Source organism: Microcystis aeruginosa NIES-2549, assembly GCF_000981785.2.
In the GTDB taxonomy this organism is placed as follows: Bacteria; Cyanobacteriota; Cyanobacteriia; order Cyanobacteriales; family Microcystaceae; genus Microcystis; species Microcystis aeruginosa_C.
Genome location: NZ_CP011304.1, coordinates 2,305,066 through 2,328,813, shown reverse-complemented (window position 1 = coordinate 2,328,813; position 23,748 = coordinate 2,305,066). Strand labels below are relative to the sequence as shown.

Here is a 23,748-nt window from a genome sequence, read left to right as displayed (position 1 = left end):
TAACAAAAATATAATTCTCAGACAGGGAATGATAATAAATCCGTTGAGCATAGGCTACTTATAAGGACAGGCAAAAGGCAAGAGGCAAGAGGCAAAAGGGGGAATACATAATCAGTTTTTAATAACTGGATTTAGTATGATATCAAATCCACCCAGATAGCTCAGATGTTAATTCTGGGTTGGATAACGGGAACCAGCAGCCTAGGCTATTGGGATTCTTTGATCGTAGGTTCTCAAGAGCGGTAAATTGAATAAAGAATTGTCCAGCTTTCTTTCACCCATGACTCTCCCCTCGGATTTTCCCCTAGAACCACTGGCTACCAATAAAGCTCCCCATCGTGATTATCGCGGACTTGATCGCGATAAACTCACCCCCATGTACCAGCATTATGTGGAGGTAAAAGAAACCTATCCCAATGCCCTTTTACTCTATCGTGTGGGCGATTTTTTCGAGTGTTTCTTTCAGGATGCGGTGATTATCTCCAGAGAATTGGAATTAGTTCTCACCAGCAAAGAGGGAGGTAAAGGGATTGGGAGAGTCGCCATGACCGGGGTTCCCCACCACGCCCTAGAGCGCTATAGTCGTTTATTGGTGGAAAAAGGCTATGCGGTGGCGATTTGTGACCAGGTAGAGGATTCAACGGAAGCAGCCGCCGAAAAACGGCTCGTAGAACGCGCTATCACCAAACTGCTCACCCCCGGAACCCTCACCGATGAGGGAATGTTAAACGCAAAAAAGAATAATTTTCTGGCCGCAGTGGTGATTACCGGAGAAAATTGGGGATTAGCATATTCAGATATCTCCACCGGAGAATTCTACACCACCCAAGCCAGTGATTTAACGGCTTTAAGCCTAGAATTAAGCCGTTTACAGCCCTCGGAAATCCTTTTTCCCATCAATGCCCCCGATTTAAACCGTATTTTGCGTCCTGGGGAAAAATCCGACCATCTCCCCCCCTGTTTACCCGATAGTTTTTGTTATTCTCTCCGTCCCCAAAATATCTTTACTCTCACAGAAGCGAAAAATCGTCTCCTAATCACCTATAAAATGCGTTCCCTAGAGGGGATGGGCTGCGAACATTTACCCCTCGCTATTCGCGCAGCCGGAGGCCTATTAGAATACATTGAAGATACCCAAAAAGCCAATCAAGTCCCCCTACAACCCTTAAAAACCTACTCTATCTCCGAATTTTTGATTTTAGATGGGCAAACCCGTCGTAACCTTGAAATTACCCAAACGGTGCGCGATGGTAGCTTCTATGGTTCTCTATTATGGGCGATTGATCGCACTTGTACAGCCATGGGTAGTCGCGCTTTACGTCGTTGGTTACTGCAACCTCTCTTAGATTCTCGCGGTATTCGCGCCCGTCAGGATACTATCCAAGAGTTAAAGGATAATCCCGCCCTGCGCCAAGATATTAGGCAAAAATTAGGGGAAATCTACGATATAGAACGTTTAAGCGGTCGTGTAGGTGCAGGAACCGCTAACGCCCGCGATTTACTTTCCCTAGCGGCATCTTTAGTCAAATTAGCCGATTTAGCGGCTTTGGTTGCTTCGGGAAATTCGCCCTATTTGAAAGCTTTACAGCAAATTCCCGCCGATTTGGAAAAATTAGGCCAGCAGGTGATAGCGCATCTGGTGGAATCTCCTCCGCTGCATCTGAAGGAAGGGGGGGTGATTCGTGAGGGAATTGATGCCCAATTGGATGCCCTGCGGCGCGACTATCAGGAAGTAATCGATTGGTTTAAGAATCTGGAGACGACAGAGAAAGAAAGAACGGGTATTAGTAATCTTAAGGTTAGTTATAACAAAACTTTCGGTTATTATATCAGTTTACCCCGCAGTAAAGCTGATTTCGCCCCAAAAGATTATGTGCGTAAGCAAACTTTAGTCAATGAGGAACGTTATATCACCACCGAGTTAAAGGAGAAAGAAAATATAATTCTGACGGCAGTAGATGAATTAAATAAGTTAGAATACGAGATTTTTAGCGATTTACGCCGTCAAGTGGCCGAATTTTCCCCAGAAATTCGGGAAGTGGCCACAAAAGTCGCCGCTTTGGATGTGTTGGCAGCATTGGCAGAAATTGCCGTTTATCAGGGATATTGTCGCCCAGAAATCGCCGATGGTCGTCTTATCGATATTAAAGATGGTCGTCATCCCGTGGTGGAACAATCCCTGGGGGCCGGCTTTTTTGTGCCGAATTCGATTAATTTGGGCAATCAGGAAGGTTTAGAATACCCCGACTTGATTATTCTCACCGGTCCCAATGCTAGTGGCAAAAGTTGTTATCTGCGACAGGTGGGATTAATTCAATTGTTGGCCCAAACCGGCAGTTTTGTCCCGGCAAAGTCGGCCAAAATCTCCATCTGCGATCGCATTTTCACCCGGGTGGGGGCTGTGGATGACCTCGCTACCGGCCAATCCACCTTTATGGTGGAAATGAACGAAACTGCCAATATTCTCAATCACGCCACGGACAGATCATTAGTATTACTAGACGAAATTGGCCGGGGGACAGCCACTTTTGACGGTTTATCCATAGCTTGGTCTGTAGCGGAGTATTTAGCCACGGTACTGCAATCGCGGACGATTTTCGCCACTCACTACCACGAACTGAATGAATTAGCCTCAATTTTAGAGAATGTGGCCAATTATCAGGTAACAGTCAAAGAATTACCCCATGAGATAGTATTTTTGCACCAGGTACGACCGGGAGGCGCGGATAAATCCTATGGTATCGAAGCGGGGAGATTAGCCGGTTTACCAGCTTCTGTGATCGATCGTGCCATGCAGGTGATGGGTCAAATCGAAAAACATAGTAAAATTGCGATCGGTTTGCGTCAAGGAATTAAGAAAATTAAACCAGTTAAGTCGGATAATTCCCCCTCTCTGCAGCAGTTAGATATTTTTGATGACAGTAAGTAACCTGAGTTCGGGATAAGCTAAAATCCTAATTTTCTCGTTCGCTGTAAACCCTATTCTTTTGTGGAATGAGTAAGAAAATAGCCTTAACCCGAACTGAGGTTAAGTAGTAGTGCAAAGCTCAACTTTGTGTCCTTTGTGGTTAACGAAAAGGCTGCATCTCGATTTTGCAGAAACACCGATAATCAGCAATTATCAGTGACTCTTAAACTGGTACAAATATATGAACAATCGCGTGTAAGCATCCCACCGAAAAACTAATGCGCGGGGGGTTTGGGGGCGGCGCCACGCCCCCAACGGGGGGTTTGGGGGGTAGAACCCCCCAAAAGCTTGGATTGAGGGAAAAAATCGAAAGTAACGCCCGATTTTAGAAGAGAGTTTTCCCCTTAAAAATCTTCCTTTTTCAACACTATTAAAACTGTAAAAACTTTTTAACTTGTGTCCAAAGATTGGTAAAAGACTCTTTCATTTCCTCCTTAATTTTCCAGCGTTTAAATGCCTCTTCGTAGGCAATTCCTTGATTTTGAAAAGTTTTCCAAGCAGAAAGGGAAAGGGGTAAACCCATCAGCAAAAAGATATAAATTGCCCAAGAAATTGTTCCAGCACTAATTAAATTAATGATAATAAAAAAACTATTGATAATCAGATAGCGAACGGTTTTATTTTTTAGCTCCTCGCGACGAAAGCGATCGAATTCTTGCCGCTTATAACTGAGCATTTTTGACTCTTGCCAGTCCTTTTCCGCCGCTTCTAAGTCTTTAACTTCAATAGCCAAATCGTCAGCAATTTCTAACAACTGTTGGCGGGTAATTTCTCCCTTATCCCCTTGACGGGAGATAGCCAAATAGAGAATTTCCTGCACATCCTCTTGACTGTAGGATTGGGGAGGGAAAAAATCGGGGTTTGGCATAGCGATAGAGAAAGAAATAGGTTCCTTCTCTATTATGGGCGATCGATTTAGCGATTGACAGTTAGACGAGACAGGGAGTTTTTAGCTGATTCAACCATGCTTCTAAATCCTGCAAAGAGCGCTCGGCATATTGACCGTAACGTTCCCGTTTATTGCGGATTTTTCTGGTAAAATTCGGCAAAATGCCAAAATTTGGCGGCATCGGTTGAAAATGTTTCGGTTCGGCACTGCTGATAAACTCAAATAATGACCCCATCATCGTTGTGGTTGGCAATGTCACCGTTTCTAATCCTAAAGCTAAACGAGCGGCATTAGTTCCCGCTAACCATCCCCCAGCAGCCGCAGCCGTATAGCCTTCCGTGCCGATTAACTGTCCTGCCGCTAACAGCGTCGGTCGCGATTTAAACTGGAGACTGGAGGATAATAACTGGGGAGAATTGATAAAGGTGTTTTTGTGCATCACCCCCATGCGGACAAATTCGGCCTTTTCTAACCCCGGAATCAGACGGAAAACCCGTGTTTGTTCACCCCATTTTAAATTAGTTTGAAATCCCACCATATTCCACAATTGCCCCGCTTTATCTTCCATTCGCAACTGTATAACTGCGTAGGGACGTTGATCCGGACATCTGGGATCCGCTAATCCCACCGGTTTCAGAGGACCAAAACGCATGGTATCCTCTCCCCGACTGGCTAATTCTTCGATTGGCAGACAAGCCTCGAAAAATTTGGCATTTTCTCGCTCAAAATCCTTTAATTCTGCTTGTTCTGCCTGTTTTAACTCTTGCCAGAAGTGCAGGTATTGTTCCCGATCCATGGGACAATTGAGATAGGCGGCCTCACCTTTATCGTAACGGGAGGCCAGAAAAGCGATCGATCGATCAATAGATTCCCCTAGAATAATCGGACTAGCGGCATCAAAAAAGCTCAGATAGTCCAGACCGGCAAAATTTTGCAGATCTGCGGCCAAGGCAGCACTGGTTAAGGGTCCAGTGGTTAAAACGACGATACCATCCCGGGGAATTTCCGTGATCTCCTGACGTTTTAAGGTGACTAGAGGGTGGTTAGCCAAGATTTCCGTCAAATTTCGACTAAAGACCCCCCGATCAACCGCTAAAGCCCCTCCTGCGGGGACACTGTGCTGATCGGCCTGAGCAATAACTAGAGAATTTAAGCGTCGTAATTCTTCATGGAGTAACCCGGTGGCGCGATCCACTGCCATGGCACCAAAGGAGTTACTACAGACTAATTCGGCTAAAAATTGGCTATGGTGGGCGGGACTAGAGCGAATTGGGCGCATTTCGTGCAGGATCACGGGAATACCTGCTTGGGCTATCTGCCACGCCGCCTCAGTCCCCGCTAATCCTCCACCAATTACATGAATAGGGCGATCGATCATAGTTGGGAGAAAATGGCTAGAGTAGGATTATTTTAGCGTTAGTTCCGAGTCACCAAAAAATAGGGCCAGCCTAGGGCGATCGCATGAAGATTTGGGCCGATCACAAACTCAGGTTATAATATAAGAAAGGGATGGAATATTATATTTTATCTCGTCACGGTTTTTGCTTTCGAGAAGGTGGCAACACCGCCCCACTTTCTCACCATCTCCTTCCAGATGGGCTAGTTAGCGGTTTGACTTCTATGAACACCAATTATCTTGAAGAATACCAAAAATACCTAGCCGAATGGCAGAAAATGCTTCTGTCCGCTTGGGGTAATGGTCTTCCCACGACTACACCAGTGTTTGAGTTTCCGGAAACTTTGGTTAAATCCCTTGAATATCAACAAGAATGGGTGAAATCCTACCTAACCGCCCAAGAAACCGCCACCAAAGTTGCCCTCGATAGTCAGAAACAATTCTGGGATGGTTATTTCGGTTTTGCTCGTCAGTCCATGGCTGTAATCAATAAACCGGCCTAATTAGATATCAATTGGCTAGATAGTTCGGTTAGTGACTTAACTTCCCTTAGAAAATAAAATACCTCAAATACAATCCCCTCCGGCCTTGTATTTGAGGATTTTTTCGGTTTTATTCCCTTTAGGCAATTAGGGAATTTTGGGGTTTAGCAAAAATCATCCGGCCGGCCGAGGTTTGCAGTGCAGATGTCACCACTACCCGCAATTCTCCCCCTAGATAATCTTTTCCTTCTTCTACCACTACCATCGTGCCATCTTCTAGATAACCGATGCCTTGGGTGGGTTCTTTTCCTGCTTTGAGAATTTTCAGATCCAAAGTATCCCCGGGTAAGTAGATCGGGCGTACTGCTTGGGCGAGATCGTTGACATTCAAGATGGTGACTTTTTGCAGATTGGCCACTTTACTGAGATTATAATCGTTCGTGAGCAAGGTGGCGTTAATTTCTTGGGCAAGATGGACTAATTTAGCATCTACGGTGCTAATATCTTCATAATCGGCGGGATGAATGATAATGCGATCGGGGAATTCTTGCTGCATCCGGTTTAAGATGTCTAATCCGCGTCTTCCTCTGACTCGTTTTTGGTCGTTACTGCCATCCGCTAACTGTTGCAATTCCTGAAGGATAAATTGGGGAATGAGTATCTGTCCCTCGATAAATCCCGTGTCTAACAATTGTTCGATACGACCATCGATAATACAACTGGTGTCCACAACTTTGGTGGCGGCCGCTTGCAGGGTTCCTTCTGCCACTAAAATTGATTCCATACTATTGGGGTTAATCAGACGCAGAAAAGTGCGACCGTGGGTATCAGCTAAACTAACCCCCAGATAGGAAAACATAATACTGCCTAAAATGGCGATTATCGGCTTAACAAACGAGAATTCTCTGGGAATCGGTAGGAAGAAAATCGGAGCTAGGATCAGATTCGCAATTAACAAACCGATAACTAGACCGACCGAACGGGTTAAAATAACTTCGATCGGAGTTTGTCTTACTTGGGTTTCTAGACGACGATAGGTAGTTTGGGCAACTAAACCAAGAGCTAAACCAATAATTGAGGCAAAACCCGCCGATAACCAGCGTAAAGCTTCAATATTGCTGATTTGCGATTGGACAGTAACCGGCAGCAAGTCCACACCACTATAACCAATACTGGCAATAGCGAAGACGAATAGTAAAATTATGACAGCATCAAGCATGGGGATAATACCAGAGGGGATAGAGGGGAATGACGGTAGAAAATAATGAGTATGGATACTTTTACATTATATCCGTAGGCCTCTCCTAATTTGTGTCGGGAAAGTTGCTTTCATTCTAGGAGATGTTCTCCCCAGCCATAATACATCTTAACGAAGATAAACGAAATTATAGCCGTCAGCCTTGAATCAGTTATCACTTATCAGATACGAGTTACAGGGTTTCTCAGATAGATGAGGTTCGTTCTTGCCTCTAAAATACTTGATTAGCAAGGGTTAGTCTGTGCTTCACCTTAACGAGAAAGGCTGTATGAGTTCACTGATTACTGATTACTGTTCACTGATAACTGCTGTAATGCCCTATTTTCACCCCATAACCTCGGTTTATATTCATATTCCCTTTTGTCGTCGGCGCTGTTTTTACTGTGATTTCCCGATTTTTGTCCTTGGTAATCGCACCAATCCGGCGACTTTTCCCCCTGTGGTGGAGTATGTGGAAATATTACAAGAAGAAATTAGTCTTAGTCAGGGGACGGGGAAACCCCTAGAAACAATTTTTTTTGGGGGGGGGACTCCTTCCCTGTTACCGGTGGAATTATTAGGATCAATTCTGGATACTTTAGCCAAAAAGTTTGATTTTGCGGCCGATATAGAGATTTCTATGGAGATCGATCCGGCTACCTTTAGTTTAGAACAATTACAGGGTTATCTTAGCGCGGGAGTCAATCGGGTTAGTTTAGGAGTACAGGCTTTTCAAGAACCATTATTACAGGTTTCTGGTCGATCGCATACTGTTAAGGATATCTATCAGGCAGTGGAATTAATTCAGGGTTTGGGAATAGTTAACTATAGTTTGGATTTGATTTCAGGATTGCCACAACAAACCCTGACAGATTGGGAAAATTCCCTAGAAAAAGCGATCGAACTGCAACCGGCCCATCTTTCCTGTTACGATTTGGTCTTAGAAGCGGTTACTCCTTTCGGCAAACAGTATCAACCGGGAAAAAAACCCTTACCCGATGATGAAACTACGGCGAAAATGTATGTTTTAGCCGGTGAAAAACTAGCTTTAGCCGGTTATCAACATTACGAGATTTCTAACTATGCCAAACCGGGTTATCAATGCCGACATAATCGAGTTTACTGGGAAAATCGTCCCTATTACGGTTTTGGTATGGGGGCTGCTAGTTATCTTCATCAACAACGTTTTACCCGTCCGCGCAAAAGTCGTGACTATTTCGCTTGGGTAAAAGAAGGCTGCCCAATTGACGTGGAGAAAAATAGTTTTATCGATGATCTTCTCGAAACCTTAATGCTAGGGTTAAGGTTAGCAGAAGGTGTGAGTTTACCTGCGATTGAAGCTAATTTTGGTTCGGAAATCAAAAAAGCAATTTTAGAGGTCTTAGAGCCGCATAAACAGCGTAATCTAGTAATAATTGAGGGGGATACCAGGGTAAGATTAAGTGACCCCGAAGGTTTTTTGTTTTCTAATCTAGTTTTAACCGATTTATTCGATCGCTGGCAATAGTTAGAAACGATAGTTTAAGTAGCTGGTTATAATTAAATTAAAAATGGATTTTAGCTTCGATCTCTCCTTAATCCTAGGGTTGATTCATAGTAGGGTTGATTCATGAATCAACCCTACCTTGATAAGGGGGTGTCTGACAACTTTTAACACCTACCTACTTACTAGCGATAATGGATAGCTAACCAAATACAGGGGGGATTATTGCTAGTAAATTCGACGCGATGTTTTTGGTGAGGAGGAATTAGGAGATAATCCCCCGCTTGCAGATTAACTTGGCTGCCATCTTCATAACTAATCTCAGCGAATCCCTGTAATAAAATCACCCATTCAAACTCAGATTGATCGTACCATTGACCCTGGGGAGTGGTTTGACCGGTGGAAATAATTCTTTCTAGACGAATAGCTTGACTTTGAGCTAAAATTTCCAGAATTTCTCGGTCGGGAATTAGTTCAGGTAAATCAAAAATTGAAGCTGCTGTCATTAGTTATTATCTCTTTCTGGATGAAAATCTTTAATCACCGTCGGTATTGCTGTTAAAATTTTCTCAACGATATGAGCAGGTGTATCTAGGTCAGAAACAACAATCCGAAGATCTGCTTCTGCATAAATTCCTCGTCTTTGTTCTAATAATAATTCCAGTTTACTTTCTAAATCAGTGGACTGAAGCAAGGGACGAGAGGTATCTTGTTTTAAACGTTTAACCAAGACTTCTAGGGGAACATCTAACCAAATCATTAAACCGTGACGAAGATAACTCCAATTCATCGGTTTTAAAACCATCCCTCCCCCAGTGGCAATCACAGTTTTAGTCAGAGAGGATAATTCGACCAAAACTTGGGTTTCCAACTCCCGAAAAGTCGCTTCTCCCTCGTCGGCAAAAATTTCCCTGATTTTCTTTCCCGCGACCCTTTCTATTAATATATCTGTATCAAAAAAACGATATTGTAACCGTCGGGAAAGCAACTCTCCCAGGGTGGATTTGCCAGATCCCATCATTCCTAGCAAAAAAACACTTAATCCCCGTAAGGAGTTAAAATCCGTTGAATTGTCCATAGTTAAAATTTAGCTGAATGTAGTCCTCGCTACTCAGGGATGATTTTTTGATAAGCATTTAGGAGTGAAAACCGCCAGATGAAATCAGAAAATCTTCTCAGAACTCCCATTGACACCGACATCGTGTCAGAATCTGGATAACCATGATACCATCTTGGTAATTAATCGACAAAATCAGCTTGATTAATTTAATCAAGTGGTGTGGGGAGTGTGAACACAGGAGTCTAAAATTCATGTCCAATCAACCAGCAAACTTTCCGGGTAACAGAAATCAACTCAAACCGATTAAAGTCGGGGTTATCGGGGTCGGTAACATGGGACAACACCATAGTCGCATCCTGAGTTTATTAAAAGACGTGGAATTCGTCGGGGTGGCCGATGTCAACGTCGAAAAGGGTCTGGAAACTGCCAGTAAATACCGAGTCCGTTTTTTTGAAAATTATTTAGATCTCTTACCTAGGGTAGATGCGGTTTGTCTCGCTGTCCCCACGCGGTTACACCATCGAGTCGGGATGGACTGTCTGCAAGCGGGAGTACATACCTTGATCGAGAAACCGATCGCCGCTAGTATTAGTGAAGCGGAATCTTTAGTCAATGCGGCAGCCGATCACGATTGTATTCTGCAAGTGGGTCATATCGAGCGTTTTAATCCCGCTTTCCAAGAGTTATCGAAGGTCTTGAAAACCGAGGAGATTTTAGCGATTGAATCCCATCGCATGAGTCCCTATTCCCAGCGCGCTAATGATGTGTCGGTGGTGTTAGATTTAATGATCCACGATATAGATTTAATTTTAGAATTAGTCGCCGCTCCCGTGGTGAAATTAACCGCTAGTGGTAGTCGCGCTGCCACTGATTCCGGTTATCTCGATTATGTCACTGCAACCCTTGGTTTTAGTAATGGAGTGGTGGCTAATTTAACCGCTAGTAAGGTGACTCATCGCAAGATTCGCCGTTTAGCGGCCCACTGTAAAAATTCTCTCACGGAAGCGGATTTTCTCAATAATGAAATTCTCATTCACCGGCAAACCACCGCTAACTATAGCACCGATTACGGTCAAGTTCTCTACCGTCAAGATGGTTTAATTGAAAAGGTTTATACTAGCAATATTGAACCCCTACACGCGGAATTAGAACATTTTGTTCATTGTGTGCGCGGTGGGGACCAACCTTCTGTCGGTGGGGAACAAGCTTTAAAAGCTTTACGATTAGCTAGTTTAATCGAACAAATTGCCCTTGATGGTCGCGTTTGGCAACAATCGGACTGGAATTATCAATATCTTAATTCTCCCGTGATTACTGCTTCTTAATTGTTTTTACCCCAATTCTTTAAATGAGAGAATTGGGGTGAGAAAACAAAATTAGTTATCTGGAAAACTTTTTAAACATTTTTCTGAGGATTTTTTTCCACAGAATTGACTTTCACAGGGAACTCCATCACCATCTCCATCCATTTTTGACATTGGGGCAATTTCTCAAGAAAAAAGTCGCTTCTGCACAGGAGGTCATCTGGGAACAGTGAGTTCTACCATCGAGCGCGGAATTGTGGAGAAGGACTAGGTTTTTTCTGGGGAGTGGGACGATTATTGTTGTTAGCTACGGCTAAATTATTGAGGGTTTGATTGCCAGAAATTGGTGATTTTATTGATATTTGTTCGCTCAGAAAAGACAGAATTAAAATAACAATTACTTTTTTCATAAAATGCTTGCCTGATTCTCTGCTCTTATCATAGTAGCAGATAGGAGACAGGATAATAAATCTGAGTTATTCCCTGTTTCCTATTCCCCCTATTTAGAGTAAAATTTCCCTGTGTTGAATTGCTAATTTATGGGCGGGAAAACCTTCGTACTCGGCTAAAGTTTTCGTGGTTTCTTTTAACTTTTCAAAGCCTTCAGGGGTGACATAAGCCAAAGTGGAGCGCTTGAGAAAATCATAAACTGAAACCGCGGAATAGGAACGGGCAAAACTTCCCGTCGGCAGCACAGCATTTACCCCGATGGCGTAGGTAGCCATAGAGGAAGGAGTATGATTTCCCAGGAGAATTTCGCCAGCATTTTTAATCTTGCCCAGAATGGCAAAAGGATTACTAACTAAAACCTCCAGATGTTCCGGGGCGTACTCATTGACGAAATCGAGGGATTGCTGCAAACTATCGGTTAAAATTATGCCCCCATAGGCGGCTAAACCCGCCTCACAAAATTCCCGTCGCCAATCTGGGAGTTTTTGCAGGTATTCCTGAGCGTATTCACTAGCAGCGATCGCCACCTGTTCACTGTGGGTGACTAATAAAGCCGCCGAATCCGCCCCGTGTTCCGCTTCAATTAATAAATCCAAGGCCGCTAAACGGGCATCGGTGGACTCATCGGCCAAAACTATCGACTCACTTGGACCTGCTGGTAAACCCACATCCACAGTGCCGAACAGTAACCGTTTGGCCGCCGCCCCATAGACGCTGCACGGACCTGTAATTTTGTCAACCCTTTTGATATTTTTTGTTCCCAAAGCTAAAGCAGCGATCGCTTGTACGCCTCCTAACTTATAAATTTCTCTGACTCCAGCCATGCGTGCCGCCACCAGAGAAACCGGCTCCACGTTGCCCTGTTTATCGGGGGGAGTGCAAACGACAACTCTTTCCACTCCTGCCACCATTGCCGGTATGGCTAACATTAACATCATCGAAGGAAAAGCACCGCGGCCCCGGGGAACGTATAAACCCACATTGGGGATAGGAGAGATTTTTTCGCCAGCAAAGACACCTGGTTCAATTTCTGCCAGTTGTGTTTCTTCCGGCATTTGGCGACGATGTACCTCTTGAATATTCCGGAAAGCCTGTTCAATGGCAGTTTTTACTTCTGGTTCAATTAACTGAAAAGCCTGCTCAAATTCTGCCTCGTTGACTTTGATATTTTCTACCGTCGCACCCTCGTAGTCAAAACGCCGCACATAGTCCACAACGCCGGCATCCCCCCGCTCGCGGATGGTTTCTATCACCGTTTGAGCGACTTTGAGGGCGTTATCAATATCTAACTCGGCTCTTTTCTGAAGTTTTGCCCGTTCCGCATCACTTAATTGCGAAAGTTTTAATATTCTAACCACTATTGCTGCTCCTACTGCCCCCCGTCCTCTCAAGAATAACGGGGAATCTGAATCTTTATTTTTATTGTAACCTTTGGGGGAGTGCTGGCTTTTCAGTGATCAGTAAACAGTAACCAGTAATTTGTTAAGCTAAAGGCTTTATTGCCAGATTCTTTCTCTTGCCTCTTGCCTACTGCCTCCTGCCTTCTTGGGTATAATGCAGATCATGTTTAAGCTCTCTTGCTGTTCTGTAAATGCGATCGCTCTTGGTTTATTATGGGGGGCGAGTGGTGCTGTGTGGGCAGAAACGGATTTAGACTTAGATCCGAAAATTCGGCAAGAAAGCCCGGTTTTAGAGCGTTGGTTAGAAAAAATACCCGATATCGCCGAAGATATTCGCCGCGATCCTAGTTTTCGCACTCGTATCCGTTTAGGATATACAGAGTTTCCTTCTAGGGATAATTCCAGTGGCGTGATTTTGGGGGTAGAAGATGTGTTTTTCAGTCAAACCAGTTTAACCCTAAGTGGCGATTATCAGACGGCTTTTAACGGCAAAAGGACGGCAATAGGAGCAAATTTACAATACTATCTCCTCCCTTTGGGTGATTATGTCAATCTGGCTCCCATGGTGGGCTATCGTTACATTCAAACAGGAAATTACAGCACCGATGGGCTTAACTTAGGATTAAAGCTCAAATTAGCCCTTTCTCGCACGGGGGCAGCAGATATCACCGTCAGTCAGAGTTTTATCTCCCCGGGGGGTGATAACGAGGTGGGATTAACTACTCTTTCCCTTGGTTATGCGATTACCTCTAATTTACGTTTAGCCGCCGATATTCAAGCCCAAAATTCCCGCGCTCGTAAAGATAGCTCCCTGGGAATTTTACTGGAATGGCTGCCCTAATTAGGGTTTGCGGCAAAAAGTTTTTCGTGGGGTGCAGGGTGTAGGGTTTTACCGATTTTCGGGACGTTCGGACGTTCGGGAAAGCTCAGTAAAAAAAAAGGAATTGGGAGAAAAAATTTTAATTCTGCGTCAAGGATTTTGCAAGGCGACTGGGCAACATTTTGGAATTCTGCCCAAATGCCCCTATCATGAGGTTGACTTTACTACCGATCGAGTTTAAAACTTATATAATCGTGGGTTTGAGGAGTGAAAACAGTGAAAAAAGTTAATTTTAACGGCCAACCTTTCCATTTTATCGGTATTGGCGGTATTGGGATGTCAGCCCTCGCTTATATCTTAGCCAAACGCAATTTACCCGTGTCTGGCTCCGATTTACGTCCTACCCATATTACCCAACGGCTACAGGGAGCGGGAGCGCACATTTTCCACCGTCAAGAGGCAAATAATTTAGCTTTATTTCATTCTCCGGGCCCTCAAAACAGTAGCCAAACAGTTCCGCAAGTAATCTGCTCCACGGCGATTAATGACCATAACAAGGAATATCAAGCGGCCAGAGACTTAGGATACCCAATTTTTCACCGTAGCGACGTTTTAGCGGCTTTAATCGCTGATTACGACAGTATCGCCGTCGCTGGCACCCACGGCAAAACCACCACTAGCAGCCTAATCGGTTACGTTCTCCTGGAAGCGGGATTAGACCCCACGATCATTGTCGGTGGTGAGGTGGACGCTTGGGAAGGTAACGCTCGTCTTGGTCAAGGTCGTTTTTTGGTGGCTGAGGCCGATGAGTCCGATGGTTCCCTAACCAAGCACGCCCCGAAAATCGGCGTAATCACTAATATTGAGCTAGATCACCCCGATCATTACCAGAATTTAAGCGAAGTTATCGATACTTTCCGTGAATTCGCCAATCAGTGCCAGATTTTAGTCGCTTGTTTAGATTGTGACACGATCGCCGAGCATTTCCGTCCGACAATCAGTTATAGTCTCGATCCCGAAAAAGGTGCCGATTACACCGTCAGCGAGATTATCTATGAACAGGGAATGATGAAAGCTTCCGTCTGGGAAAAAGGCAGTTATCTGGGACAAATGGAAGTGAAAATCCCCGGGCAACATAATATTAGTAATGCCTTGGCAGTGGTGGCCATCGGACGTTATCTCGGTTTAGAATTTGCCGTTATTGCCGATGCGATCGCTACTTTTGCTGGGGCAAAACGCCGTTTTGAACACAAGGGAGAGGCAAACGGCATTACTTTTATCGATGATTATGCCCACCATCCTAGCGAATTGTTGGCCACGTTAGCGGCGGCAAAATTGAAGGTAGAAGGCAAACAGTACCAACGTTCGATCGCTATTTTCCAACCCCATCGCTACAGTCGCACCACTGCCTTTTTAGAGGAATTCGGAGCCGCTTTCAGTTCCGCCGATGTGGTAGTCTTAACGGATATTTATAGTGCCGGGGAAGTGAATATCAATCACGTCACCGGGCAGCAAGTGGTCGAACAGGTGAGAAAACACCATAAAAACGCCTACTATCACCCCGAATTGAGTTCTTTAGGTCAATTCCTGCTAGAAATTCTTCAACCAGGGGATCTAGCCATGTTCCTCGGTGCCGGCAATCTCAATCAAGTTATCCCCGAAATGCTCTCTCTTTACCGCGAACAATTAGCAGTTAGAGTATAGGATTCAGTTATCAGTTATCAGTTATCAGTTATCAGTTATTAGTTATTAGTTATCAGTTATTATGTTTACTGATTACTGATTACTGTTCACTGAAAATGCTCCCCAACCCCTAAAACCCTATGATTAAATCCTCTGTTTCTCTAGCTGATTTCACTTCCTACCGGGTGGGGGGAAGAGCGCAATGGTATGCCGAACCAGTTAATCTAGAGGAATTAAGAGAAGTGTTCGCTTGGTGGCAATCACAAGATTTACCCTTGACTGTTTTGGGGGCCGGTTCAAATTTACTAATCAGCGATCGAGGTTTACCCGGACTTGTTCTCAATACTCGCCATCTGCGATCGAGTTGTTTTGATGCCGAAACTGCTACGATTACAGCAGCGGCGGGGGAACCCCTGCCAAAAATAGCTTGGAGAGCGGCAAAAAGGGGCTGGAAGGGCTTAGAATGGGCGGTGGGTATCCCGGGTACGGTGGGGGGGGCTGTGGTCATGAATGCGGGCGCACATACCTCCTGTGTGGCGGATCGATTAGTGCGGGTGCTGGTATTAAATCCCGATGGTCAGTTAGAAACTTTAAGCAAAGAAGATTTAAATTATAGTTATCGCAGTTCTTCTCTGCAAGGGGATCAACGTTTAGTTATCGAAGCCACATTTCAGTTAGAAGCTACCGATAATCGCGAGGAAATAATGGCAATTACTACCCATAATTTACGCCATCGCAAAAGTACCCAACCCTATGATCGTCCTAGTTGTGGTAGTGTTTTCCGCAATCCTAAACCGCAATTTGCCGGGGCTTTAATTGAGGAAATGGGATTAAAAGGTTATCAAATTGGTGGGGCGCAAGTATCAGAATTACACGCTAATTTTATCCTGAATATTGGTTCAGCAAAAGCCTCGGATATTCTGCGTTTAATTCGCCATGTGCAGGAACAAGTGTTCGATCGCTGGTCCCTCTGGTTAGAACCAGAGGTGAAAGTTTTAGGGGAATTTGACGGGATTTAACTATTTTTCTCGATAACGGTTGAACTCAGCCACGATGGGCTGGAGTGCGACGGCAAATATTTTTATAATCCTCTAGCATGGTGCGTTCCCCAAAAATCTATTGGTGGAGCAGTTGCATTAGGGAACGCACCCTACGGCTAACTATTTTTAATATATCTCGTGGGTGGTGCGTTACATTTAATTAACGCACCCTACGCGATCGCCGATCGCACTGATAGCCGTTTGACTTTGATATTGCCAATTGTCTGCTCTGCTTGCCATAGATCGTATTGCATTTGCTGATTGAGCCAACTTTCAGGAGATGTATCGAAAGCTTTCCCTAAGCGAATTGCCATTTCGGGGCTAATACCTGCCCTACCATTTAAGATGGCAGATAGGGTTTTTCGACTTACACCCAATGCTTCAGCAGCCTCAGTCACAGTCAGATTTAAAGGTTCGAGACAAAGTTCTTTAAGAACTTCACCAGGATGTGGTGGATTATGCATTTTCATCAGTGGTAGTCCTCAAGATCGACATCACAAGCATCAACACCGTCAAAGGTGAAAGTGATCCGCCAGTTTCCAGATACTCTCACCGTCCAGGTTCCTTTACGTTGCCCTGCCAGTTCATGAAGTACCAACCCGGGTAAGTTCATGTCTTGCGGTGAAGTTGCAGCACTGAGACGAGCCAGAATCAGCCGAATTCGTTGGGCATGATTTGCCTGAATGCCTCGGGTGGTTCCCGACTCAAAGAACTGCTCTAGTCCTCGATGCTTGAAACTGACTATCATCCATTAAGTGTAACCCATAACGTTACTGGTTACAACCCTAGCTGCTTTTTCTTCATTTCCATGTGATGTTTCCACATGGTGCCTTCTTGAACAAAGAACGCCATAGATGCTCTTTATCCGGCGGAGCACCAATTTTTACAATCTCGACGAAGCCCTTAGAAACTGAATTGTCGGCATTCTCGGTTATAGGCCCAGCATAAAAAGTAGAGTCACTGAGTTCTATGATCGGTGAAGTAGGTTCTGCATCAATTTCGCCGTATCCGAATGCAAGAATATTCACCTCATCAGGATGTTGAGCAATGTATTTTGACAAGTCCAATGCTGTGGTAGAGGAGATGTATTGAGCAAGAAGATCCTGAAGAAGCCAGAAGGTTTTGCCATTCCAAGCAAGACCAACTTGGGATTTTACAATCAATTGGCTAACCATTCGCGCCCATACTTGGCGATAGTTAATTCCTGGTCCGTTATGAGTTTCTGGAGAAACGATAGCATCCTCACAAGCCATAGCAATCTGGGTTCGTTTATTTTTGTCGCCCCCTGACGTGCTTGATGTCATGATTTCAACAATGACAATTGGATCAGAGGGAAAATCGTCAATCCAAAGCTCTCCGTTTCGGGATGCTAAAGTATATTGATTTTCTTCAGCAATTTTTTGAGTTGCGCGAACTCCTTTCCCAACCAGTACGGCTACTTCAGATAGTTTTTTTCGGCTCGCACCTGCTATGACATAATCAAACGTATAGTCGAAGGATTTTGCCTCATCATCATCATTCGTGGTATTTACTTTCATTTTAACTTCAGACCATGCCCGGTAGAGCTTTCCTTGTTCAAGATTTGAATATTTGACCAATTGCTCCCGAACATGGGCTTGATAGTTTTCTTGTTGTCCTTTCAAGGACAATAGACGGCGTGGACAAACAATCCATGGCTGCTCAGAATCTCGCAAACGTAACGAGCAAACACCTGATTGGACTATTTTCTTTCCTGGAAAAAACTTTTCTAGTGTTGGATTCTTGTTGATGTCTAATGCCGAAAGGTAACGGTTTCCGCCACCGTCACACTCGGCATCCATAAAAGGACACCATGCTTTTTCTCTATTGGCAGAGGCTTCTGCATTCCAGCAGTCAAGACGATATCCATACAGTTCAAATATTTTGCTCATCTAAAAATCCTTTGATTTGGAGTGCCATTGCCTTAGCTAAGGGAGGGGGAACAGAATTAGCAATTTGCCTGTGCTGATCCAAGTTTGGAACCGATCCTGTTCTTGATCGAATTGGCCCCTTCAATATGTAGCTGTCAGGATAACCATGTATCCTCATATATTCTCTAGGAGTCAAGTATCGACTTTCAGTAGGATGATAAAATATTTCCCCGCACCGCAATGTGTTTGATGGGCGTTTTCGATGAAGACGCAAATATTTGGTTGTATCTTTTGGTGATAATCCGCAGCGGAGTTCTTCCCCAAGGTGGGTTTGGGCTGCCAGATAAGAGCCTTCAGTGACTTGAGCAATTCTCTCACGATCTCGTGGTGGAGTTACATCAACATGGCTATCCGCTCTATCGTAAACAGTCTTGCCTTTAATTTTTTGATCTGGCTCTGACAATCCATTTAGGACTTCACCTATTCCGATATATGGCTTGTACGAAAATAACCCATTGCATTCCTCTATAGGCGCATGTGTTCTCTCTGGAAAATAAAATCCGTTACGCCCTCTGGTGGCTATAACAAAAAGCCGTTCCCTTAATTGAGGAACACCATAATCGGCTGCCATAATTACGCGCCATTTCGGTGTGTAGTCTATAGCCTCCAGTTCTTCCAAGAATTTTTCAAATACTTCGCCGCGCCTATTGTTTTCGCCCTTTGAGGAAAGCAACCCTTTGACTTGCTCAAGAAAAATTACTTTGGGCTGTAACTCTTTCGCAAATCTAATTATTTCAAAAAGGAGCAGTCCTCGTTCATCTTCCAAACCACGCTGTTTACCTGCTAAAGAGAAGGATTGACAAGGCGGACCACCGAAAAGCAAATCTAGCTCACCCTTCTTTAAAAATAAATCGTTCAACAATTGCTTTGGAGCAATCGTTCGTATGTCCGCATGAATGACTTTTGTGTTGTATCCATGAGTTTCTGCATTAGCCACTAAAGTTGCACAGCAGTGTTGATCGAATTCAATCTCTGCAAGAATATTGAAGCCAGCATCCCGTACACCTACGTCCATGCCGCCTGCCCCTGAAAAAAGGCTGATGGCTTGTCGCTTTTGATTCTTCAAACTTTGACTCCGTAAGGTTTTGGTTTCATGCAGCTAACTATTAATTATACGGAAATTTTCTGTATAACACTCCTAAAAGTAATGATATGGGTCAACTTTCGGCATCTCACCCCATTTAGGCGCGATCGCCATAACTTTTCCCTATATCACGCCCAAAAGCGTGTTAGCCAGATTAGCCTACTGCTAGTGGAGCAGTAGGAGCCACATTAGGGAACGCACCCCACGGCGATGGCTATCACACTAATTATATACTAGACGGATTTTTTCCATACAACACCCCAAATACGGATTTTCTGGCTCTTCGTTACTTTTTATGGTTCGATAGGGTGGCATAAATAAACTAAATCCTTATCTGGCAAGAGATTTAATTGATTAGTTCGCTCTAGATCAAAAACAATTGACAAAAATCGCCAAACGTCTTTCTCTATAAGGGTTCCATCCCTTATACCCCCCGTACATTGCATAACACAAACCGAAGAACCCATTTCGTCGCCGTGGCTAAGATTTTATTGTCTAGTACAGGCCCGCTATTATGGCACGATCGATTTAACTTGACTAGGAATGGATAAAGGCAAATAATCAATTAATCGATCGAGATCAAGACTCAATGTCTGATAACTTGTTATTGGTGGGGTAGGGAATCACCTAAGTCACCCTGTTGAATTATTGATTGTCATTAAAAATGTTTAAGCGATCGCTTTTCTTGCCCCTGTTAATTTTATCCCTTAGTTGTACGCTGGTTTTTAGTGCTTGTCGTCAACAAACAGCTAATAATCCCCCAGCAACGACCAATAATAATCCAGAAACTTTAAAACTTTTATATTGGCAAGCGCCGACGATTTTAAATCCCCATCTCTCCACGGGATTTAAAGACTCAGAAGCGAGTCGCATTACCTTAGAACCTTTGGCTAGTTTCGATGAAAAAGGGGAATTAGTTCCTTTTTTAGCGGCGGAAATTCCTACTATTGAAAATGGGGGAGTTGCCCAGGATGGCAAATCGGTGACATGGAAGCTAAAAAAAGATATTAAATGGTCAGATGGTACTCCTTTTACTGCCAAAGATGTCATCGCTACCTATAATTTTATTACCAATCCGAAAACTGGTTCTACTAGCGCTGGCAATTATGAAATAGTTAAAACTGTGGAAGCGATCGATCCCCATACAGTTAAAATAACTTTTAAGCAAGTTAATCCCGCTTGGTCATTAGTTTTTGTGGGAACAGAAGGGATGATTTTACCCGCTCATCTCTATGAAAAATATAGCGATGAAACAGCACGTCAAGCCCCTGCTAATTTATTACCGGTGGGAACTGGTCCCTATAAAGTGGTAGAATTTAAACCGGGAGATACGGCGGTTTATGAACCAAATTCTTTCTTTCGAGAAGCGGATAAATTGGGTTTTCAAAGAATAGAATTAAAAGGAGGAGGTGATGCAACTTCGGCGGCACGAGCGGTTTTACAGACACAGGAGGCGGATTATGCCTATAATTTGCAAGTGGAGGCTAAGGTTTTAAGTGATTTAGAAAAAGCGGGTCGGGGTCAGTTAATATCTAGTTTCGGTTCTTTGATTGAACGAGTTTTATTTAATCTGAGCGATCCTAATCAAGTTACTCCCGAAGGTGAGAGGTCTAGTATTAAGTTTCCCCATCCTTTTTTGAGTGATGTAAAAGTAAGAGAAGCTTTGTCGTTAGCCGTTGATAGAGATACTATTGCCACGCAGCTTTATGGTATTACTGGGAAAACAACTCCTAATTTTATTGTAATGCCATCAGAATATAATTCTCCCAATACTAGCTATGAATTTAATCTAGAAAAGGCTAATAAATTACTAGATGATGCGGGATGGAAAGATAGTAATGGTGATGGTACTAGGGATAAAAATGGGGTAGAAATGAAATTAGTTTTTCAAACCACTGTCAATCCTCTGCGTCAGAAAACCCAAGAAATTATCAAACAAAGTTTACAAGCGATCGGGGTAGGAGTAGAATTAAAAACTGTTGATGCCAGTATTTTCTTTTCTAGCGATCCTGCTAACGATGACACGGTAGAAAAGTTTTATGCTGACCTACAAATGTACACTACAGGTAATAATAGTCCCGATCCAAAAGCCTATTTTAAAACCTTTACCTGTAGCGAAATTCCCCAAAAAGCTGATGGTTGGGCCGGGGATAATTATGCTCGTTATTGTAATCCTGAATACGATAAATTATGGCAAGCTTTTAGTCAAGAATTAAACCCAGAAAAACGGAGAGAAATAGCAATTAAAATGAATGATCTGTTAATCAATAATTTTGTGATTATTCCCCTAGTTCATCGTGCCGATGTGGTGGCAATTAGCAATAGTTTGTCGGGGTTTAAATTAACTCCCTGGGATAGAAATACTTGGAACATCAAGGACTGGAAGCGTAGTAAATAAATGCTCAAATATTTTCTGAGAAGATTATTATTTTCGATTCCCACTCTTTTAGCTATTAGTATGGTGGTTTTTGGCATTTTGGCCCTAGCGCCGGGGGATCCGATGGGAGAATTTGCCGCTAATCCCGCTATCACCGAAGCGGTGCGAGAAAATATTCGCAAAAGTCTCGGATTAGATCAACCCCTTCCCGTGCGTTATGTCAAGTGGTTGTTAGCATTTCTTCAAGGAGATATGGGCTATTCTTTCACCAGTCGCAGCCCGGTTTTTACCCTCATTTGGCAGCGTTTACCCACAACCCTCTGGATTGTCGGTATTGCCTATATTTTTGGGGTTTTAATTGCTTTTCCTTTGGGCGTAATTTCAGCAGTCAAGCGCTATTCTTGGTTAGACAAAATCATCTCTACTTTTTCCCTGCTTGGCTTTTCTTTACCCACCTTTGTGACGGGATTATTATTAATAATTATCTTTAGTGTGCAGTTAAACTGGCTACCATCTTTTTATAACAGTACCCTAAAAATCAGTGATTTTAATAGTTTGATCGAGCAGGTTAAACAGTCAATTATGCCCATAACTGTATTAAGCTTATATCAAGGGGCGATGTTGATGCGTTTTGTGCGTTCTTCCGTAACTGAAGAAATTCACCAAGAGTACGTTAAAACTGCCTTAGCCAAGGGATTAACTAATTTTTCTGTCCTAACTAAGCACATAGTTCGCAATGCTTTAATCCCCGTTGTCACCCTGATTGCTCTCGATATTCCCTCAATTTTTACTGGGGCCTTAGTTACAGAACAAGTGTTTCGTGTGCCGGGTATCGGTGCTTTATTAATTGATTCTATTTCCCGCAGTGATACCCCCGTAGTGATGGCGATTACCTTTATCTATGGGATTTTAATTGTTATCTTTAACTTAATTGCCGATTTAACCTATAGTTGGCTCGATCCGCGAGTCAGATATTAACTATGAACATCACAAAATCCTTACACACGGCGATTTTAGTCACAGAGCTAGAAAAAGCCGTTAACTTTTACGAAAATGTTCTAGGATTAACTAGAATTGATCGCCCTTTTCAATACGATGGGGTTTGGTATCAAGTGGGAGATTATCAAATTCATTTAATTGTCGATACCAATTATCAAAACTACCGTCCCAATCCCGAAAAATGGGGACGCAATCCTCATCTTGCCTTCGCTATTGATGACGTGGCGGCCATGGGTAACTATCTAGAAAGTCAAGGTTATACAATTCAAATGAGTGCCTCGGGTAGAAAGGCATTATTTGTCAGCGATCCCGATGGTAATATCCTAGAAATGAGCCAAATTTAGCCTGAAAAATTCCCCGATATGTTAGACCAATTACAGACTCAACTCTATCACCTTGAACAATACGCCGATCGCTTAGTGACTTCCCAACTGACTCACCTTAGTTTTGTCAGTATTGCCGTGATTTTTCTAGCCGGTTTACTCACCAGTCTTACCCCCTGTATGCTGTCGATGTTGCCGATTACCGTCGCTTATATCGGGGGTTACGAAAATCAAGGTCGTTTAGCGGCTTTTTGGCAGTCCACATGGTTTTCCCTAGGATTAGCCACCACCTTAGCGGGATTGGGACTAATTGCCGCTACTTTAGGCAAAGTCTATGGACAGGTGGGGATCGGTTTACCAATTATCGTCAGTGCGATCGCTATTTTGATGGGGTTAAACCTCTTGGAATTATTACCCCTGCGCTTCCCCTCCCTTGGCGCTACCGATTGGATTACCGGGGATTTTCCTCCGATTTTGCGGTCCTATCTTCTCGGTTTAACATTTGGTTTAATCGCCTCTCCTTGTAGTACACCAGTTCTAGCAACTCTATTGGCATGGGTGGCCAATACGGGAGATTTAAGCTTAGGAGGGGGATTATTGTTATCCTACACTGGCGGTTATGTTTTACCCTTAATTATCGTCGGTTCTTTTACTGCCTCGCTGAAAAGCTTTCTTTCCCTGCGTCAATGGTCCGGGTGGATTAATCCTGTCAGTGGGGTTTTATTAATCGGTTTTGGAGTTTTTTCTTTATTATCCCGTCTGCTGTGATGGTGGAGAGTTATGATAGATAATTGGCTAGAATTG

At 43.6% G+C, this 23,748-nt stretch carries 21 protein-coding genes and 1 pseudogene; 11 read left to right on the top strand and 11 right to left on the bottom strand.

Annotated elements, in window-relative coordinates; translation table 11 throughout:
* The first annotated feature begins 280 nt into the window (after positions 1-280).
* Positions 281-2,929, top strand: coding sequence for a DNA mismatch repair protein MutS (mutS, locus tag myaer_RS11465; RefSeq protein WP_046662181.1), 2,649 nt, complete (start codon positions 281-283; stop codon positions 2,927-2,929).
* A 409-nt stretch (positions 2,930-3,338) separates the two neighbouring features.
* Here the strand turns inward: mutS and myaer_RS11460 are convergent, their stop codons facing one another.
* Entirely contained in the window at positions 3,339-3,836 is a 498-nt protein-coding gene (locus myaer_RS11460; RefSeq protein ID WP_002736400.1) for a 2TM domain-containing protein, read from the bottom strand.
* A gap of 61 nt (positions 3,837-3,897) precedes the next feature.
* Positions 3,898-5,235 (bottom strand): FADH(2)-oxidizing methylenetetrahydrofolate--tRNA-(uracil(54)-C(5))-methyltransferase TrmFO, encoded by a 1,338-nt coding sequence (gene trmFO / locus myaer_RS11455; RefSeq protein WP_046662180.1) that lies wholly within the window; start codon positions 5,233-5,235, stop codon positions 3,898-3,900.
* A gap of 131 nt (positions 5,236-5,366) precedes the next feature.
* Between trmFO and myaer_RS11450 the strand changes: the two genes are divergently transcribed.
* Positions 5,367-5,756: a thylakoid-associated protein gene (locus tag myaer_RS11450; protein WP_235614736.1), complete on the top strand. Its 390-nt coding sequence runs from the start codon at positions 5,367-5,369 to the stop codon at positions 5,754-5,756.
* Between the two features lie 118 nt (positions 5,757-5,874).
* Here the strand turns inward: myaer_RS11450 and myaer_RS11445 are convergent, their stop codons facing one another.
* Positions 5,875-6,954 carry a PIN/TRAM domain-containing protein gene (locus myaer_RS11445; RefSeq protein ID WP_046662179.1) on the bottom strand — a complete coding sequence of 360 codons (1,080 nt, stop codon included), beginning with the start codon at positions 6,952-6,954 and terminating at the stop codon, positions 5,875-5,877.
* 352 nt (positions 6,955-7,306) lie between these two features.
* On the opposite strand from myaer_RS11445, the gene hemW reads away from it, so the two are divergent.
* A complete protein-coding gene (hemW, locus tag myaer_RS11440; protein ID WP_046662178.1) occupies positions 7,307-8,479 on the top strand; it encodes a radical SAM family heme chaperone HemW in 1,173 nt (390 codons plus the stop codon).
* A 161-nt stretch (positions 8,480-8,640) separates the two neighbouring features.
* Here the strand turns inward: hemW and myaer_RS11435 are convergent, their stop codons facing one another.
* On the bottom strand, positions 8,641-8,961 hold the full coding sequence (locus tag myaer_RS11435) for a cupin domain-containing protein (RefSeq protein WP_046662177.1): 321 nt from the start codon (positions 8,959-8,961) through the stop codon (positions 8,641-8,643).
* Positions 8,961-9,533, bottom strand: a complete 573-nt coding sequence (locus myaer_RS11430) for a shikimate kinase (protein WP_046662176.1) — start codon at positions 9,531-9,533, stop codon at positions 8,961-8,963. Before myaer_RS11430 ends, myaer_RS11435 begins: the two co-directional genes overlap by 1 nt.
* A 233-nt stretch (positions 9,534-9,766) precedes the next feature.
* Between myaer_RS11430 and myaer_RS11425 the strand changes: the two genes are divergently transcribed.
* Complete coding sequence (locus myaer_RS11425; protein WP_002737757.1) at positions 9,767-10,840, top strand: Gfo/Idh/MocA family protein; 1,074 nt, start codon at positions 9,767-9,769, stop codon at positions 10,838-10,840.
* A gap of 51 nt (positions 10,841-10,891) precedes the next feature.
* Here the strand turns inward: myaer_RS11425 and myaer_RS22480 are convergent.
* Both myaer_RS22480 and hisD read right to left on the bottom strand, forming a co-directional pair.
* Positions 10,892-11,229, bottom strand: a pseudogene (locus myaer_RS22480) (excalibur calcium-binding domain-containing protein).
* A 93-nt stretch (positions 11,230-11,322) separates the two neighbouring features.
* Positions 11,323-12,627 carry a histidinol dehydrogenase gene (hisD, locus tag myaer_RS11415; RefSeq protein WP_046663720.1) on the bottom strand — a complete coding sequence of 435 codons (1,305 nt, stop codon included), beginning with the start codon at positions 12,625-12,627 and terminating at the stop codon, positions 11,323-11,325.
* A 196-nt stretch (positions 12,628-12,823) separates the two neighbouring features.
* On the opposite strand from hisD, the gene myaer_RS11410 reads away from it, so the two are divergent.
* From myaer_RS11410 to murB, 3 genes are all read left to right on the top strand, one after another.
* On the top strand, positions 12,824-13,510 hold the full coding sequence (locus myaer_RS11410; protein ID WP_046662175.1) for a hypothetical protein: 687 nt from the start codon (positions 12,824-12,826) through the stop codon (positions 13,508-13,510).
* Between the two features lie 255 nt (positions 13,511-13,765).
* The gene (gene murC, locus myaer_RS11400) at positions 13,766-15,193 is read left to right on the top strand and encodes a UDP-N-acetylmuramate--L-alanine ligase (protein ID WP_046662173.1); all 1,428 of its coding nucleotides are present in this window, start codon (positions 13,766-13,768) and stop codon (positions 15,191-15,193) included.
* Between the two features lie 119 nt (positions 15,194-15,312).
* On the top strand, positions 15,313-16,191 hold the full coding sequence (gene murB, locus myaer_RS11395; protein WP_046662172.1) for a UDP-N-acetylmuramate dehydrogenase: 879 nt from the start codon (positions 15,313-15,315) through the stop codon (positions 16,189-16,191).
* Between the two features lie 191 nt (positions 16,192-16,382).
* On the opposite strand, the gene myaer_RS11390 is transcribed toward murB, so the two are convergent.
* Genes myaer_RS11390 through myaer_RS11375 form a run of 4 tightly spaced genes read right to left on the bottom strand, consistent with a single transcriptional unit; the run spans position 16,383 to position 19,227 of the window.
* Positions 16,383-16,682 carry a HigA family addiction module antitoxin gene (locus tag myaer_RS11390; RefSeq protein ID WP_046662171.1) on the bottom strand — a complete coding sequence of 100 codons (300 nt, stop codon included), beginning with the start codon at positions 16,680-16,682 and terminating at the stop codon, positions 16,383-16,385.
* A complete protein-coding gene (locus myaer_RS11385) occupies positions 16,682-16,960 on the bottom strand; it encodes a type II toxin-antitoxin system RelE/ParE family toxin (protein ID WP_024968549.1) in 279 nt (92 codons plus the stop codon). The genes myaer_RS11390 and myaer_RS11385 overlap by 1 nt, the downstream gene beginning before the upstream one ends.
* Positions 16,961-17,012: 52 nt before the next feature.
* On the bottom strand, positions 17,013-18,122 hold the full coding sequence (locus myaer_RS11380; protein WP_045359490.1) for a hypothetical protein: 1,110 nt from the start codon (positions 18,120-18,122) through the stop codon (positions 17,013-17,015).
* The gene (locus myaer_RS11375) at positions 18,106-19,227 is read right to left on the bottom strand and encodes a DNA cytosine methyltransferase (RefSeq protein ID WP_149039030.1); all 1,122 of its coding nucleotides are present in this window, start codon (positions 19,225-19,227) and stop codon (positions 18,106-18,108) included. Before myaer_RS11375 ends, myaer_RS11380 begins: the two co-directional genes overlap by 17 nt.
* Positions 19,228-19,909: 682 nt before the next feature.
* On the opposite strand from myaer_RS11375, the gene myaer_RS11370 reads away from it, so the two are divergent.
* From myaer_RS11370 to myaer_RS11355, 4 genes are read left to right on the top strand one after another with little or no spacing between them, the layout of a single operon-like run.
* Positions 19,910-21,643, top strand: coding sequence for a peptide ABC transporter substrate-binding protein (locus myaer_RS11370; protein WP_046662170.1), 1,734 nt, complete (start codon positions 19,910-19,912; stop codon positions 21,641-21,643).
* Positions 21,644-22,600: an ABC transporter permease gene (locus tag myaer_RS11365; RefSeq protein ID WP_046662169.1), complete on the top strand. Its 957-nt coding sequence runs from the start codon at positions 21,644-21,646 to the stop codon at positions 22,598-22,600.
* Between the two features lie 2 nt (positions 22,601-22,602).
* Complete coding sequence (locus myaer_RS11360) at positions 22,603-22,965, top strand: VOC family protein (RefSeq protein ID WP_046662168.1); 363 nt, start codon at positions 22,603-22,605, stop codon at positions 22,963-22,965.
* Between the two features lie 18 nt (positions 22,966-22,983).
* The gene (locus myaer_RS11355) at positions 22,984-23,712 is read left to right on the top strand and encodes a cytochrome c biogenesis protein CcdA (protein WP_002799052.1); all 729 of its coding nucleotides are present in this window, start codon (positions 22,984-22,986) and stop codon (positions 23,710-23,712) included.
* Positions 23,713-23,748 lie beyond the last annotated feature (36 nt).